Annotated in this window: 16 protein-coding genes; 8 read left to right on the top strand and 8 right to left on the bottom strand. The window is 71.3% G+C overall.

Annotated elements, in window-relative coordinates; translation table 11 throughout:
• The first annotated feature begins 192 nt into the window (after window positions 1-192).
• Genes OG892_RS24695 through OG892_RS24705 form a run of 3 tightly spaced genes read left to right on the top strand, consistent with a single transcriptional unit; the run spans window position 193 to window position 1,798 of the window.
• Window positions 193-663, top strand: coding sequence for a VOC family protein (locus OG892_RS24695; protein ID WP_073732636.1), 471 nt, complete (start codon window positions 193-195; stop codon window positions 661-663).
• A gap of 51 nt (window positions 664-714) precedes the next feature.
• Window positions 715-1,380, top strand: a complete 666-nt coding sequence (locus OG892_RS24700) for a hypothetical protein (RefSeq protein WP_371630304.1) — start codon at window positions 715-717, stop codon at window positions 1,378-1,380.
• Between the two features lie 52 nt (window positions 1,381-1,432).
• A complete protein-coding gene (locus tag OG892_RS24705; protein WP_073732634.1) occupies window positions 1,433-1,798 on the top strand; it encodes a hypothetical protein in 366 nt (121 codons plus the stop codon).
• Between the two features lie 24 nt (window positions 1,799-1,822).
• Here the strand turns inward: OG892_RS24705 and OG892_RS24710 are convergent, their stop codons facing one another.
• Window positions 1,823-3,097 (bottom strand): methyltransferase domain-containing protein, encoded by a 1,275-nt coding sequence (locus tag OG892_RS24710; RefSeq protein ID WP_371630305.1) that lies wholly within the window; start codon window positions 3,095-3,097, stop codon window positions 1,823-1,825.
• An 82-nt stretch (window positions 3,098-3,179) separates the two neighbouring features.
• Here OG892_RS24710 and OG892_RS24715 point away from each other — a divergent pair, with 82 nt between their 5' ends.
• The 4 genes from OG892_RS24715 (at window position 3,180) to groL (ending at window position 6,779) form a co-directional block, all read left to right on the top strand.
• Window positions 3,180-4,202 (top strand): polysaccharide deacetylase family protein, encoded by a 1,023-nt coding sequence (locus OG892_RS24715; RefSeq protein WP_371630306.1) that lies wholly within the window; start codon window positions 3,180-3,182, stop codon window positions 4,200-4,202.
• Complete coding sequence (locus OG892_RS24720) at window positions 4,199-4,600, top strand: hypothetical protein (RefSeq protein WP_073732631.1); 402 nt, start codon at window positions 4,199-4,201, stop codon at window positions 4,598-4,600. Before OG892_RS24715 ends, OG892_RS24720 begins: the two co-directional genes overlap by 4 nt.
• A gap of 149 nt (window positions 4,601-4,749) precedes the next feature.
• Window positions 4,750-5,058, top strand: a complete 309-nt coding sequence (gene groES / locus OG892_RS24725; protein WP_024490209.1) for a co-chaperone GroES — start codon at window positions 4,750-4,752, stop codon at window positions 5,056-5,058.
• Window positions 5,059-5,162: 104 nt separating this feature from the next.
• On the top strand, window positions 5,163-6,779 hold the full coding sequence (groL, locus tag OG892_RS24730) for a chaperonin GroEL (RefSeq protein WP_371630307.1): 1,617 nt from the start codon (window positions 5,163-5,165) through the stop codon (window positions 6,777-6,779).
• A gap of 320 nt (window positions 6,780-7,099) precedes the next feature.
• On the opposite strand, the gene OG892_RS24735 is transcribed toward groL, so the two are convergent.
• The 7 genes from OG892_RS24735 to OG892_RS24765 form a co-directional block, all read right to left on the bottom strand.
• Entirely contained in the window at window positions 7,100-8,128 is a 1,029-nt protein-coding gene (locus tag OG892_RS24735) for a hydroxyacid dehydrogenase (RefSeq protein WP_371630308.1), read from the bottom strand.
• A gap of 24 nt (window positions 8,129-8,152) precedes the next feature.
• On the bottom strand, window positions 8,153-9,082 hold the full coding sequence (locus OG892_RS24740) for a carbohydrate ABC transporter permease (protein WP_073732628.1): 930 nt from the start codon (window positions 9,080-9,082) through the stop codon (window positions 8,153-8,155).
• Entirely contained in the window at window positions 9,079-10,017 is a 939-nt protein-coding gene (locus tag OG892_RS24745) for a sugar ABC transporter permease (protein WP_311303719.1), read from the bottom strand. The genes OG892_RS24740 and OG892_RS24745 overlap by 4 nt, the downstream gene beginning before the upstream one ends.
• Window positions 10,014-11,345 carry an ABC transporter substrate-binding protein gene (locus tag OG892_RS24750; RefSeq protein WP_371630309.1) on the bottom strand — a complete coding sequence of 444 codons (1,332 nt, stop codon included), beginning with the start codon at window positions 11,343-11,345 and terminating at the stop codon, window positions 10,014-10,016. The genes OG892_RS24745 and OG892_RS24750 overlap by 4 nt, the downstream gene beginning before the upstream one ends.
• Before the next feature lie 199 nt (window positions 11,346-11,544).
• Window positions 11,545-12,672, bottom strand: a complete 1,128-nt coding sequence (locus tag OG892_RS24755; protein WP_073732625.1) for a substrate-binding domain-containing protein — start codon at window positions 12,670-12,672, stop codon at window positions 11,545-11,547.
• 101 nt (window positions 12,673-12,773) lie between these two features.
• Window positions 12,774-13,547 (bottom strand): SDR family oxidoreductase, encoded by a 774-nt coding sequence (locus tag OG892_RS24760; protein WP_073732624.1) that lies wholly within the window; start codon window positions 13,545-13,547, stop codon window positions 12,774-12,776.
• Window positions 13,548-13,604: 57 nt separating this feature from the next.
• Window positions 13,605-14,270 carry an MOSC domain-containing protein gene (locus OG892_RS24765; protein ID WP_371631682.1) on the bottom strand — a complete coding sequence of 222 codons (666 nt, stop codon included), beginning with the start codon at window positions 14,268-14,270 and terminating at the stop codon, window positions 13,605-13,607.
• Between the two features lie 114 nt (window positions 14,271-14,384).
• Between OG892_RS24765 and OG892_RS24770 the strand changes: the two genes are divergently transcribed.
• Window positions 14,385-15,275 carry a LysR family transcriptional regulator gene (locus OG892_RS24770; RefSeq protein ID WP_073732622.1) on the top strand — a complete coding sequence of 297 codons (891 nt, stop codon included), beginning with the start codon at window positions 14,385-14,387 and terminating at the stop codon, window positions 15,273-15,275.
• The last annotated feature ends 28 nt before the right edge of the window (window positions 15,276-15,303 follow it).

Genomic DNA, 15,303 nt, shown 5'->3' on the forward strand with positions numbered 1-15,303 from the left:
GGCGTCCGGCGGGATCTGCTGGTCAGGATGGGGCGTACGGACGAGGCGCGCGTCGAGTCCGTACGGGCGGCGGAGCCGACCCGCGAAGGACGGGAACGGGCGATGCCGCTGGACCGGGCCGGCCGATGAGTTCCGGGTCCGGGACCGGTCTACCCTGCACGACCGTCCGCACCACCGTGCGAGGAGAAGACCATGCAGAAAGTCACCACGTTCCTGTGGTTCGACCACAACCGGGCCGAGGAGGCCGCGGACCACTACATTTCGGTCGTCGGCGGTGACTCCCGCGTCCTGGACGTGACCCGCTGGACCCCGTCGTCACCCGGCGAGGCGGGCGCCGTGATGACCGTGCGTTTCCAGCTGGAGGGCACGGAGTACATCGCGTTCAACGGCGGCCCCGAGTTCCCCTTCAGCGAGGCCGTGTCCCTCTCCGTCGAATGCGCCTCCCAGGAGGAGGCGGACCGGCTGTGGGACGAGCTCACCGCGGACGGCGGACAGGAGAGCCAGTGCGGCTGGCTCAAGGACAGGTTCGGCGTCTCCTGGCAGATCGTCCCGCCCGGCCTCGGTGACGCCCTGACCGACCCGGACCCGGAGAAGGCGGCCCGCGCCATGAAGGCGATGCTCGGCATGAAGCGGCTCGACATCGAGGCCCTGCGCAACGCCTGAACCCGGTCCCGAAGGCTGTCCGGGCAGCGCGCGCTCGGTAGGGTCTCGGCCATGTCCCGCCGTTCAGCGCTGCCGCCGCCCCCGCCGCCCGTGGAGATACGCACCTGGCCCGACCGGGGCGCCCTGCTCGCCGACCGGGCCCTGATCCTGGGCGAGTTGGTGAAGATGCACCTGGGGCCGGGGCGGCTCGGGCTGCTGTGGCTCTGGGGTGGGCTCGGCGCGCTCGGCTGGTCGCTGATCGGTACGGCGTTCATCTCCTTCGAGGAGTCCTACGACATCTTCGGCGCCATCTACGGGGTGGTCCTCCTCGCCCTGGGCGCGGGCGCCCTGGTGCCGGCCGTCATCCTGGTCGTCGTCGGCCTGCGCCGCGACGTCCAGGTACGCCGACTGCTCGTCGGGTGGGGCGAGTTGGAGCGCGATCCGGTGGGTGACCGCGCGCTCCGGATGCCGGGTACGAGCCTGGTCTGGCTGCTGCTCTCCTTCCTGCTGTGCGCGGGCGGGCTGTTCACCTGCGTCGCCGTTCCGGCCGGTGCCACCCGTGGGGACGACAGCTACGGACTGGTCGCCCTCGGCATGGGGCTCGGCCTGATCGGCTGGCTCGTCGGTCTGATCGGCGTCACCAAGGCTCTCCTGCACCGGCGTTGGGTGATCCGGGTGCTGATCGGGGCGCCCGCGCCCGGCGCGCTGATCTCCTCCGGAGGCGGGGCGCACCGCTGACTCCGGTCCTATCCTTGGCGCGTACACGAAGAATTCTGGGGGAGGGCGTGTCATGGAGTGGTACTGGTGGTTGCTGATCATCTTCTGGACGGGCGGATTCGGCTGGCTGGTCGACAACGGCCGTACGGCGCTGCGCAACCGGCACGAGCGCAGGCTGGAACTGCTGGAGGCGGGCAAGCGGGAACGGCTGGCCGTCGAGGCGGCGAACAAGCCGCCGGAGCCGGTCTGCGGCTGCACGCACCACCTCGCCAAGCACGACAAGCAGGGCAAGTGCCATGAGCTGGTCGAGGTGCCGACCGCCTGGGACGAGCAGAAGAAGCCGGTCCGCTTCGAGTCGGGCGGGTGCAACTGCCAGCAGTACGTGGGCCCGCAGCCGCTCTCGCAGGTGTACGCCGACGAGCTGACCGACCTCGGCTGAAGCGTCTGCGAAGTGCCGCCTTCGCTACCGGTGGTCGGCCTCCGGGCCGGTCACGGGGTGGCCGATCAGCATCGTCGGGGCGTCCGCGACCCGGGTCAGGAAGACGGTGGCCCGGTTGGGGCCCTGGAGCTTCATCTTCCGGCGCAGTTCCTCCGGTTCGACCGGCGAGCCGCGCTTCTTGACCGTCAGGACGCCGACCTTCCGCTCCCGCAGCAGCGCCTTCAGCCGCTTCATGTTGAACGGCAGCTGATCGGTGATCTCGTACCCGGCGGTGTACGGGGAGTCGTACAGCTCGTCGCTCGTGACGTACGCGATCCTCTCGTCGATCAGCCGGCCGCCGCACCGGTCCACGATGTCCGCGACCAGATGGGCCCGGATCACCGCGCCGTCCGGCTCGTACAGATACCGGCCGACCGGCCCGACCGGCGGGGCGGGCAGCGCGGCCTGGGCCGACAGGGTGGCCCCCGACGGGAGCAGGGTGGCGCGGTAGGCGCCCGCCTCGAAGCCCTCGCCGAACCAGAGCACCGCCTCCTTCACGTCGCCGCCGTCCGAGATCCACTCGGCCTCCGCCTGCGGGCCGATCGCCTCGTGCGGGACGCCGGGCGCGATCTTCAGCGCCGCCCTCGGGGCCTTGAGCGCGGCGGCGGTCGCCCAGGACAGCGGCGGGGAGTAGGCCTCCGGGTCGAAGATCCGGCCCCGGCCGCCCCGGCGGGCCGGGTCGACGAACACCGCGTCGTACGGCGAGGTGTCGATCTCCGTGACGTCGGCGCACCGCACCTCGATCAGCGCGTCCAGGCCGAGCGCGGCGGCGTTGGCCCCGGCCACCTCCGCGGTCAGCGGGTCGCGGTCCACGGCGAGGACGGAGATCCCGGCGCGGGCCAGCGCGATGGCGTCGCCGCCGATCCCGCAGCAGAGGTCGGCGACGCTGCGGACCCCAGCGCCCGCGAACCGTCCGGCGCGGTGGGCCGCCACCGAGGTGCGGGTCGCCTGCTCCACCCCGTTCGGCGTGAAGAACATCCGGTGCGCGTCCTCGGCGCCGAACTTCGCCACCGCCCGCTGCCGCAGCCGCGCCTGCCCCAGCGCCGCGGAGACCAGGCCGGCCGGGTGGGTGCGGCGCAGCCGGGTGGCGGTGGCGAGTTCGGTGGCGGGGTCGTACGAGCGCAGCCCGGCCAGCAGCTCGGCACCCTCGGGGGTGCGCAGGGCCCGGAACCCGGCGAGGGGGTCGGGGGCGTCGGACGGGTTGGGGGCGTCGGACGGGTCGGGCCCGTCGGGCGGGGCGAGAGCGTTCACCTGCCCCATTGTGAGCCAGCCGGGCGACCGTGCGGGCCCGGCGGCGGTGTCGGCCCGGGAGCCCGATGACGTACTGGCAGTATGCGGCGCCATGCAGCTTGTACGACAAAAGGAAGAATTCACCATGAAGAGGCGCAGACCCGGACAGGCGGAACAGGGGCAGGGCGGCACGGGGCGCGGGAGGGGATACCTGCGGCGCCGGCCCGGATACGCGGTCCTGGCCGCGCTCCTGGTCGCCGCGGTCGGCTCCGGCTGCGCGGCCGGGACCGACAGCCGTACCGACGTGGGGGCCGGACAGGGCGCCAAGGCCCTCGCCGGGCAGCCGGGCAGCCAGGCCGGGAACGCGGGAGCGGCGGGCACCCGCGCCGCCCAGGCCGAGAAGGCGCGCCTGGCCCAGGCCGCCCGCGCGGTCGCCGCCAAGAAGTGGGGGCTGGCGAGCACCCCGCTGGCCGCGCCGGTCCCGCCCGCCGTGAAGCCGCACATCACCACCCGCAAGGGCTTCGAGGTCGAGGGCGGTGACGACTCGCTGCCGCCGGTCTTCACCACGGTCCCGACCGACAAGAAGATCGTCTTCCTGACGATGGACGACGGGGACGACAAGGACCCCGAGCTGCTGCGGATGATGTCGGACCTGAACATCCCGTACAGCGCCTTCCTCAGCGACTACCTGGTGCGCGACGACTACGGGTACTTCAAGGACGCCCAGTCCCGCGGCGTCTCCATCAACAACCACACGCTCAACCACCGCTACCTGCCCGGTCTCTCCCACGACGAGCAGAAGCAGGAGATCTGCGACCAGCAGGACATCCTCCAGAAGCAGTACGGCGAGCGCCCCCGGCTCTTCCGGCCGCCGTACGGCAACTACAACGGCGACACCCTGCGGATCGCCAAGTCCTGCGGCATCACCGCCGTGCCCCTGTGGGCGGCGGAGGCGTTCCCCGACCACATGGAGTGGCGGGAGGAGGACCAGGACCTGCACCCCGGAGACATCATCCTCACGCACTTCCGCGGCAAGAAGGACTGGAAGGGCTCCATGCCCGACCTGGTCCGGGCCGCCATGAAGGTCATCACGGACAAGGGATACGCCGTGGCCCGGCTGGAGGACTACGTATGAGAGGGGCGCACCGGCTGCTGGCCGGACTGCTGGCCGCCGGTGCGCTCCTGACCGCCACCGGCTGCGCGCAGTCGGTGGACCCGATCGAACGGCTCGGCCGCAAGGCCGCGCAGCGGGTGAACCCGCCGCCGAGCCGGGCGGCGGCGCGGTCGGCGGGCCCGCGCGCCACGGCCGTGCGGGGTGACCACGGGGCGCCGGGGGCGCTGGTCGTCGTCTCCTGCGGCGGCTCGCCCCGGCCGGGGCACGCCCGGACGCCCGCCGGTGAGGTCCGGAACGGTGCGGGTGGACGGGACGTTGTCCCGGGAGAGGGCACGGTTCCTGCCGGTCCGGGGGGCGGGGGTGTCCGGAACGGACGCCACGAGGGGCGTGAATTGGCACTCCGCTTGACCGAGTGCTAACCGCGGTCATAGTCTCAGTGCTGGCACTCCCCACTGGAGAGTGCCAGCAGTACTGTGCGACCGGCAGGTCCGGCACCCGCGACGACGGGCCCACCTGGTCGCCACCCAAAGACTGTTAACCCCGTGAGATCTCCGAAGGGGGAGACCGGATCGTGTCGACCAGCACCAAGGTTGCGATCAAGCCGCTCGAGGACCGCATTGTGGTCCAGCCGCTCGACGCCGAGCAGACCACGGCCTCCGGCCTGGTCATTCCCGACACCGCCAAGGAGAAGCCCCAGGAGGGCGTCGTCCTGGCCGTGGGCCCGGGCCGCTTCGAGAACGGCGAGCGGCTTCCGCTCGACGTCAAGACCGGCGATGTCGTGCTGTACAGCAAGTACGGCGGCACCGAGGTGAAGTACAACGGCGAGGAGTACCTCGTCCTCTCGGCTCGCGACGTGCTCGCGATCATCGAGAAGTAATTCACCCAACGTTTGCTTCTGTTCTGCGCCCCTGGCCCCCTGCGACATAACTAGCCGGGCGGCGAGGGGCGCAGTTCTTGTTTTTGAGAGGACAGTTCAGCTCCATGGCGAAGATCCTGAAGTTCGACGAGGACGCCCGTCGCGCCCTTGAGCGCGGCGTCAACAAGCTTGCCGACACGGTGAAGGTGACGATCGGCCCCAAGGGCCGCAACGTCGTCATCGACAAGAAGTTCGGTGCGCCCACCATCACCAACGACGGTGTCACCATCGCGCGCGAGGTCGAGCTCGACGACCCGTACGAGAACCTCGGTGCCCAGCTGGTGAAGGAGGTGGCGACCAAGACCAACGACGTAGCGGGTGACGGTACGACCACCGCCACCGTGCTCGCCCAGGCGCTCGTCCGCGAGGGCCTGCGCAACGTGGCCGCGGGCGCGTCCCCGGCCGCCCTGAAGAAGGGCATCGACGCCGCGGTCAAGGCCGTGTCCGAGGAGCTCCTCGCGACGGCCCGCCCGATCGACGACAAGTCCGACATCGCCGCCGTGGCCGCGCTCTCCGCGCAGGACAGCCAGGTCGGCGACCTCATCGCGGACGCGATGGACAAGGTCGGCAAGGACGGTGTCATCACCGTCGAGGAGTCCAACACCTTCGGTCTGGACCTTGAGTTCACCGAGGGCATGGCCTTCGACAAGGGCTACCTGTCCCCGTACATGGTGACCGACCAGGAGCGTATGGAGGCCGTCCTCGACGACCCGTACATCCTGATCCACCAGGGCAAGATCGGCTCGATCCAGGAGCTGCTGCCGCTCCTGGAGAAGGTCATCCAGGCCGGTGCCTCCAAGCCGCTGCTGATCATCGCCGAGGACGTCGAGGGCGAGGCCCTGTCGACCCTGGTCGTCAACAAGATCCGTGGCACCTTCAACGCCGTCGCGGTGAAGGCCCCCGGCTTCGGTGACCGCCGCAAGGCCATGCTCGGCGACATCGCCACCCTCACCGGTGCGACCGTCATCGCCGAGGAGGTCGGCCTCAAGCTCGACCAGGCCGGTCTGGACGTGCTGGGCACCGCCCGCCGCGTGACCGTCTCCAAGGACGACACCACCATCGTCGACGGTGGCGGCAAGTCCGACGAGGTCACCGGCCGCGTCAACCAGATCAAGGCCGAGATCGAGTCCACGGACTCCGACTGGGACCGCGAGAAGCTCCAGGAGCGCCTGGCGAAGCTGGCCGGCGGGGTCTGCGTGATCCGCGTCGGTGCGGCCACCGAGGTGGAGCTCAAGGAGAAGAAGCACCGTCTGGAGGACGCCATCTCCGCGACCCGCGCCGCGGTCGAGGAGGGCATCGTCTCCGGTGGTGGCTCCGCTCTGGTCCACGCCGTCAAGGTCCTCGAGGGCAACCTCGGCAAGACCGGCGACGAGGCCACCGGTGTCGCGGTCGTGCGCCGCGCCGCCGTCGAGCCGCTCCGCTGGATCGCGGAGAACGCCGGTCTTGAGGGCTACGTCATCACCTCGAAGGTCTCCGAGCTCGACAAGGGTCAGGGCTTCAACGCCGCGACCGGCGAGTACGGCGACCTGGTCAAGGCCGGCGTCATCGACCCGGTCAAGGTCACCCGCTCCGCCCTGGAGAACGCCGCGTCCATCGCGTCGCTGCTGCTCACGACCGAGACCCTGGTCGTCGAGAAGCCGGCCGAGGAAGAGGCCGAGGCCGGTCACGGCCACTCCCACTAGCACGTAGCTCTCCGCGCAAGCGCTGAGGCCCGGCACCCTACGGGGGTGCCGGGCCTTTCGCGGGTCCGGGCCCACCCGGCGCATCCGGCTTCGGCCGGGCAAATCCGGCCTCGTCCGGTGTGGCCGAGACTCATCCGGGCAAATCCAGCCTCGCCGGCGTTTGAGGCGCGGGGTCCGGGGCGGAGCCGGGGGGCGCTGCCCCCGGACCCCCGCTCCTCAATCGCCGGAGGGGCTTGAAGTGGCCGGCGGGCCTCAACGCGCTGAGGGGGCTTGAGGCGGATGGCGAGTCCGGATGAGGCGGAGAGCCCGGAGGCGGCCGGCTACGCCGAGCGCGGGAGCGCGTCTCCGTGGACCGGGTCCGCGAACGGGCGGCCGGAGGCGAAGCGTTGCAGCTCGTCCAGCGCCTGGTCCGCCATCCGGTGCAGCTCGTTGCCGAGCGAACCCGCGATGTGCGGGGTCAGCAGCACGTTCGGCAGGTCGTAGAGCGGTGAGGACTCCGGCGGCAGGTCTGGGTCCGTCACGTCCAGGACGGCGTGCAGCCGGCCCCGTACCAGCTCCGTGACCAGGGCCGGCTCGTCGATCAGCGAACCGCGTGCGGTGTTGATGAGCGTCGAGCCGTCCGGCATGGCCGCCAGTTGCGCGGCTCCGATCAGCCGGCGGGTGGCGGGGAGCTCCGGCGCGTGGACGGAGACGATCCCGCTGCGGGCGCAGAGCTCGTCGAGGGGGACCGGCTCCGCACCGAGCCGGGTGGCCGCGGCGGGTTCCAGGTACGGGTCGTACAGCAGGACCTCGAAGTCGAACGGCCGCAGCAGCTCGATGACGCGGCGCCCGGTCCGGGACGCGCCGACGATGCCCACCGTGCGGCCGTGGTTGCCCCAGCCGTCGAGCTCCTCGCGCCAGTCGTGCGCGGCGCGCAGCTCCCGGTAGCGGCGGGCGCTGCCCAGCACGTTCTTGCCCGCGAAGAGGATCGCGGCCAGCGTGTACTCGGCCACCGGCCGGGCGTTCGCACCGGCCACGGAGGTGACCTGGATGCCCCGCTCCCAGCACGCGTCCGTGACGTGGTGCTTGACGCTGCCCGCGGCGTGGACGACCGCCCGCAGCCGGGGCGCGGCCGCGAGGACGGCCTCGGTGAGCACGGGCGCGCCCCAGCAGGTGAGCAGGACCTCGGCCTCGGCCAGCGCGGCGGCGACCTGCGGCGACGGGTCGGCCAACTCGTGGGCGACGAGATCCGGATCGGTGCGGACGAGGCCGGTCAGCCGGTCCCGGTGAGCGGGCGTGAGCAGCCGTTCTGCGATCCCCGGTCCCATCGCGAGGAGCGCGGCGGGCCGGGTGTCAGTGGTGTGGTGCATGGTGGAACTCGGGCTCCTCTGATGTCACTTGACGCTGCCGGCGGTGAGACCGGCCTTCCAGTGACGTTGCAGGGTGATGAAGGCGATGATCAGCGGCGCGACGGCGAGGAGGGATCCGGTGACGACCATCGGGTAGAAGCTGGGGTCGGCGTTGGCGGTGCTGTGCCAGTTGTAGAGGCCGAGGCTCAGCGGGTAGAGCTTCTTGTCCGAGAGCATGACCAGGGGGAGGAAGAAGTTGTTCCAGATCGCGGTGAACTGGAAGAGGAAGACGGTCACGAACCCCGGCATGACCATGCGCAGACCCACCGACCAGAACGTGCGCATCTCGCCCGCCCCGTCGATCCGGGCGGCCTCCAGGACCTCGTCCGGTATGTAGCCGGCGCTGAAGATCCGGGAGAGGTACACGCCGAACGGGTTCACCAGGGACGGGATCAGCACCGCCCAGTAGGTGTTGACGGTCCCGGTCTTCACGGCCAGCAGGTAGAGCGGCAGGGACAGCGCGGTGGAGGGCAGCAGCACACCGAGCAGGACGAGCGCGAACAGCTTCTCCTTCCCCCGGAAGCGGTACTTGTCGAAGGCGTACCCCGCGGCGACGCTGACCAGCGAGCAGCCGAGCGCCCCGATGCCCGCGTACAGCAGGGAGTTGCCGTACCAGCGGAAGTAGACGCCGTCCTGGTAGGTGGACAGGGCGGAGAGGTTGCCGCCGAGGTTGAAGCCCTCGAAGGAGAAGACGTCACCGCCCAGCAGGTTCCCGGCGTCCTTGGTGGCCGCGGTGACCAGCCAGATCAGCGGGAACAGCGTGTAGAGGGCGGCGATGACCAGTACGCCGTTGACCGCGGTCTTCGACAGCCAGCGGCTGGACCGGGCCCCTCCCGCGCCGACGGGCGCGCGGCCCTCGGTGCGGGCGGGGGTGCGGGCCGGCGCGGCCGGATCGATCATGACGGGGGAGGTCATGCCCGTGCCTCCTTGCGGTTGTTGGTGAAGCGCGTGACGACGAAGGAGAGCGCGGCGGCGACGAGGGCGATGAGCACGGAGGCGGCCGCGGCGAGGCCGTAGTCGTTGCGCTCGAACGCGGCGCTGTAGGCGTACATGTTCGGGGTCCAGGTGCTGGTGACGGCCGAGCCGGAGCCCCGGTTCAGGATCAGTGGCTCGGTGAACAGCTGGAGCGAGCCGATGATGGTGAAGAGCAGCACCATCACCAGCGAGGAGCGGATCAGCGGGAGCTTGATGGAGAAGGCGATCCGCCAGTTCCCCGCGCCGTCCACGGTCGCGGCCTCCAGCAGCGAGCGGTCGACGGCCTGCAGTGCGGCGTAGAAGATCACCACGTTGTAGCCGAGCCACTCCCACAGGGCGATGTTGACGATGGAGGGCAGCGTGCCCTGGGACGAGAAGAAGTCGAAGCCGATGCCGCCCGACTCCATCGCCTTGACGACCGGGCTGAGCTGCGGCGTGTACAGGTAGATCCAGATCAGCGCGGCGATCAGCCCGGGGATGGCGTGCGGCAGGAAGAGCGCCAGCTGGAAGAAGCGCCGGGCGCGCGCCAGCGCGGTGTCCAGCAGCAGCGCCAGCACGATCGCGCCGCCGGCCATCAGCGGGATGTAGAAGGCGCAGTAGCCCAGGAGCACCCAGAAGCCGTCGCGGAACGCCTGGTCCCCGAGGGCGGAGGCGTAGTTCCCGAGCCCGTCGAAGACGGTACGGGGACCGTCGAAGCCGAGACCGGACTGCTTCTCGGTGAAGAGGCTCAGCCAGAGCGCGTAGCAGACCGGGATGATCATCGCGACGGTGAACAGGACGAAGAACGGCGTGAGGAAGGTACCGGCCGCGATCCGGGTGCGGGCCTTCGCGCTCAGCCCGCCGGGGCGGGTACCGGATGTGGGAGGCGTGCTCATGAGGGCTCCTCGACCTTCAGGCCGCGCTTCTTGAGATCGGCGACAGTGGCGTCATGGGCGGTCTTGATCGCATGCGGCAGGGTGGAGCTGCCGCCGACGACCTCACCGAGTTCGTCGCCGAGCGCGGAGTTGGTGGCGCCGGGGCTCGGGCCCCACACCCAGTCGGGCCCGATCGAGGCGCCTACCTTCGTGAACAGGCCGTACAGGTCCTGGCCTCCGTAGAAGCTGGTGTCGAAGGCCTTGCGGGCGATCGGCACCATGGCGGGGGAGGCGGGCAGCGCGCTCGATGTGCTCGCCCCGATCCGGGCGTTGATGGCGTCCTGGTGGGTGGACATCCAGAGCGCGAACTCGACGGCGGCCGCGGCCTTCTTGCTGTTCTTGCTCACGGCGAAGGTGGAGCCGCCGACCATCCCGCTGGCGGGCTTGTCCGCCTCCCAGCTGGGCAGCGGCACGGCCGCCCACTTGCCCTTCTCCTCGGGGACGATGCCCGCGAGCACCCCGGCGCTCCAGGAGGCGCCGAGGTAGCCGACCGTGGTGCCCTGCTTCAGGGAGCTGGTCCACTCCGGGCTGAACGAGGAGGCGGTGCTCACCAGCTTGTCGTCGATCAGCCCCTGCCAGTACTCCGCGGTCCGCTTCGAGGCGGGGTCCGTGGTGTCGACCTTCCAGGCGTCCTTACCCGCGCTGAACCACTGGGCGCCGGCCTGCCAGGCCAGAGCCTGGAAGAACGTCGGGTCGTCCGGGAAGAACGTGGCGATCCTGGTCTTCGGCGCCGCCTTCTTGACGTCGGCGGCGGCGGTCCGGAAGTCGTCCCAGGTCTTCGGCAGCGCGATGTGGTGCTCGGTGAAGAAGTCCTTGCGGTAGTAGAAGACCTGCGGCGCCGCGTCGAACGGCACCGCCCAGTTCTTGCCGCCGAGCGTCGTCATCTCGATGGTCTGCGGAAGGAACTTCTTCTTGATGTCGTCGGTGAGGTAGCTGCTGATGTCCTGGAGCGAGCCCTGGCTGACGAACGCGGAGAGCTGCGGGTACTCGATGGAGAGCAGGTCGGGGGCGATGCCCGCCTTCACCGCGTTGGCGATCTTCGGATAGCCGCCGAGACCGCCGGACGGTATCTCCTCGAACTTGACCTTGATCGTGTCGTGGGTCGCGTTGAACGAGTCCACGACCTCCTGCGACCCCTTGGTCCAGGCCCAGAAGGAGACGGTCACCGGGTGCTCTGCGGTGCCATGGGCGGGGGAGTCGTCGGCGCTGCCACCGCACGCCGTCAGGACGGCGAGGGCGGTGGCAGCGCCGACCAGTGCATGGATGGGACGGGACCAACTGCGGCTCACGGGAACAGCTCCTGTACGTGCGGGAACAGGCATTGGCCGTGATGTTTCGATCCCCGGTGAGCGAAGTCAAGAGCGAAAGATTGAATGATCGAAAAATGATCGAACGGGGAGGTGGTGAATGGGGTCAAACGTTACTTATGGGGTGGGCGTGGTGCTGGCGACCGGTGCGCCCTGCCTCAACTGTCGGACGCCCCCGAGCTCAGCTGTCGGACGCCCCCGAATCCGCCGTCCGGCTCGACGGCCGCCCGCACGAGTCCCGCACCCGCAGCGTCGGCAGCAGGGCGACATGACGCCTCGGCGCCAGGTCGGAGGGGACCCCGTAGCGCTCCCCCGACAACCGCTCGACCAGCAGCTCCGCCGCGCTGCGCCCGACCTCCCGCTTGGGCGGCGCCACCGCGGTGAGCGGGGTGTCCGCGAGCGCCGCCACCTCGTCGTCGTACGTGACCAGGGACAGGTCGTCGGGCACCCGGACGCCGAGCTCGGCCAGCCGCCGCATCATCCGGATGGCGTCCTCGTCGTTGTGCATCAGCGCCGCGGTCGCCCGCCCGCGCCGCACCGCGTCCCGCAGCCCGAGCGCGGCCTGCTCGAACAGCACCGGATCGCGCTCGTCCGAGGACGACTCGATCACCGGGCCCGGCGCGCGCAGCCCCAGCACCGCCAGCCCCCGCGCGTACCCGGCCCGGACCGCCTGCGCCGTCGGGCTGTCCGCACGGGCGACCAGCAGCGGCGCCCCGTGGCCCAGCTCCAGCAGGTACCGGATGGCGAGCAGCACCCCGTGCGCATGGTCCGAGCAGACCCGGTCGAAACCGTCCAGCGGCCCGCCCGGCACCCCGGTCCGCTCGACCAGGACCTTCTCCACGGGCAGCTGGGCGAGCCAGTCGCTGTAGGCGGCCGGATGGCCCGGCTCCGTCCAGCTCGGGGCGAGCAGCAGCCCCTGCGCCCCGGCCGCCAGCAGTCCGGCGGCGTGGGCCGCGTCGTCCTCGGGGCGGTAGTCGGTGACCCGCAGGATCAGCCGGGCGCCGAGCCGGGCCGCGGCCTCGTGGGCGCCGCGGATCACCTCGGCGAAGTAGTAGACGGCGGCCGGGGCCAGCATCCCGATGACCGGGCCGCCGCCCGCCGGGGTGCCGGCCGGTCCGCGTTCGGCGGGCCAGGAGACCGAACCGTGCACCCGGTCGAGCAGCCCCCGCGCCGCCAGCGCCTCGGCATCGCGGCGCGCCGTCACCGGGGAGACGCCGAGCCGGTCCGCGAGGTCCGAGACCCGTGCGGTGCCCTGTTCGCGTACCAGTTTCAGCAGTCGGTCATGACGTTCAGCGGCACCTTCGCGCACGGTGGCAGCCCCTCAGGCGGTTAGCGGATGATCGAACGTTGTGCTGTTCCGATCATTCGATCACACACGGCCGGGGGCGTCACGGCGCCGGGAAGCGTTCGTCACTGAGGTCCGTACTTGCGGCCCGTCCTGGAGGTGACGCCCCCGAGCAGGCCGCGCGGTGTCACCTTGACCAGGCCCATGAGCGCTTTGTAGCGGGGGTCCGGGACCGAGACCGACTTGCCCCGTGCCAGGTCCGCCAGGGCCGTGGTCACCAGCTTGTCGGCGTCCAGCCACATCCAGCCCGGGATGTTGCCCGTGCCCATGCCGGCCCGCTGGTGGAACTCCGTCCGCACGAAGCCGGGGCAGAGCGCCATCAGCCGCACTCCCGAGCCCGCCATGTCCTTGGCCGCGCCCTGGGTGAACTGCACGATCCACGCCTTGGACGCCCCGTACGTACCGCGCGGCACGAACGCCGCGACCGAGGCCACGTTCACCACTCCGCCCCGGCCGCGCTCCTTCATCCCGGTCGCCGCCGCGGAGGTCAGCCGCAGCACCGCCTCGCAGTGCACCTTCAGCATCGCCAGCTCATCGGCCATGGGGACGTCCAGATAACTGCCCTTGTTGCCGAACCCGGCGTTGTTGACCAGCAGATCGACGGACTGCAGACGGTCGCCCAGCCGGGCCTCCACCGCCGCGATCCCGTCGTCCTGGGACAGGTCCGCGGGCAGCACCTCGGCCTCGATGCCGTGCCGGTCGTGCAGCTCGGTGGCCTGCTCGCGCAGCCGCTCGGTGTCGCGGGCCACCAGGACCAGGTTGTGGCCCTCGGCCGCGAGCCGCCGCGCGAACGCGGCCCCGATGCCCGAGGTCGCGCCGGTAATCAGTGCAGTCGTCATACGCGGCACGTTAGTGCCCCGCGCGAACCCCCTGCCGCGCCGCCCGGCGCTCCCCGCTCACCGCTGCCGCGCCACGTACTCCCGCGCCTGCCGCAGCGGCTCCGGGTGCAGCGCCTCCCCGGCCGGGAGCAGCAGCGGCAGCAGCTCCCGACGGGTCGTCACGGCCCGGAACTGGAGCTCCACCGTGACCTCGTGGTCCGGCCGGTGCACGATCTCCACCGGATCGCCCGCCCGGATCACGCCCGGCGCGATCACCCGCAGATACACCCCGGGGGTGGCCGCCCGGGTGTACCGCTTGACCCACTGCCGTTCGTCGAGATGGCCCGCGAACGTACGGCACGGGACGCGGCCCGAGGTGATCTCCAGGACCAGATCGGGACCGACCCGCCAGCGTTCTCCGATCAGCGCGCCCCTGACGTCCACCCCGTCCGTCGTCAGGTTCTCGCCGAAGGCGCCGTTGGGCAGCGGACGCCCGAGTGCCTGCTCCCAGCGGTCCAGTTCCTCGCGGGCGTAGGCGTACACGGCCTGGTTCGAGCCGCCGTGGAACCGCAGGTCGCAGACCGCGTCCCCGGCCAGTCCGCTGCCGCCCGTGCCCTCGGGACCGGGCTCCGTGACCCGTACTGGGCCATCGACCGGGCGCTTGTCGATCCCGGTCACCCCGCCCGGGGAGTCGGTGTACGGGACCGCCACGGGCCGGCCGGTGTTCACGGTCAGCACTCTCAACGCGCTCATTCCCGCACGTTAGCGGCTCCCTGGTGGCTACGCGCGGAAACCGTTCTGCTCAAAGTCACACGCGAAGAATTCGCCCCTTACCCAAGAAGCCCTTATATTCGAAGGGTGATCGAAGCCCGCCATCTCCGCGTCCTGCGAGCCGTGTCCGCCACCGGCTCCTTCTCCGCCGCCGCCCGCGAGCTGGGCTGCACACAGCCCGCGGTCAGCCAGCAGATGAAGGCCCTGGAGTCCTCCGCCGGCACCACCCTGCTCATCCGGACCGGACGCGAGATGCGGCTGACGCAGGCCGGTCAGGCGCTCGTACGGCACGCCTCCGGCATCCTCGCCGGGCTCACCGCCGCGGAGGAGGAGGTCGCCGCGATCGCGGGCCTGCGGGCCGGCCGGGTCCGGCTGGTGTCCTTCCCGAGCGGTAGCTCCAGCCTGGTCCCTGGCGCCCTCGCGGCGCTGCGGGCGGACCACCCCGGCACCCGGGTCTCCCTGGTCGAGGCCGAGCCGCCCCGCTCGGTGGAGATGCTGCGCGACGGCGACTGCGACATCGCCCTCGCCTTCCGGTACGGCACGCAGGGCGCCGAGTGGGACGACCTGGTGGTGCGCCCGCTGCTCACCGACCGGCTGATCGGCCTGCTGCCCGAGGGGCACGAGCTGGCGGGCCGGGCTGCGGTGGGCATCGCGGATCTCGCCGCCGAACCGTGGATCGCCGGCTGCCCGCGCTGCCGCCGGCAGCTGGTGGAGGTCTGCGAGGAGTCCGGTTTCACCCCCCGGATCGACTTCGCGACCGACGACTACCCCGCGGTGATCGGCCTGGTCGGTGCCGGTCTCGGGGTGGCCGTGCTGCCGGCGCTCGCGATCGAGTCGGTACGCCCCCGGGGCGCCGTGACGGTCACCGTGGAACCGGCCATCGAGCGCGAGATCGTCGCGCTGACCCTGCCCGACCTGGCGCAGGTCCCGGCGGTGGCGGCCACGCTGGACCAGCTGTCGCTGGCGGCCGCCCGCTGAGGGACCGCGGGGCGTGGCGCCTGCGGAG

It is taken from the genome of Streptomyces sp. NBC_00341 (genome assembly GCF_041435055.1).
Lineage (GTDB): Bacteria > Actinomycetota > Actinomycetes > Streptomycetales > Streptomycetaceae > Streptomyces.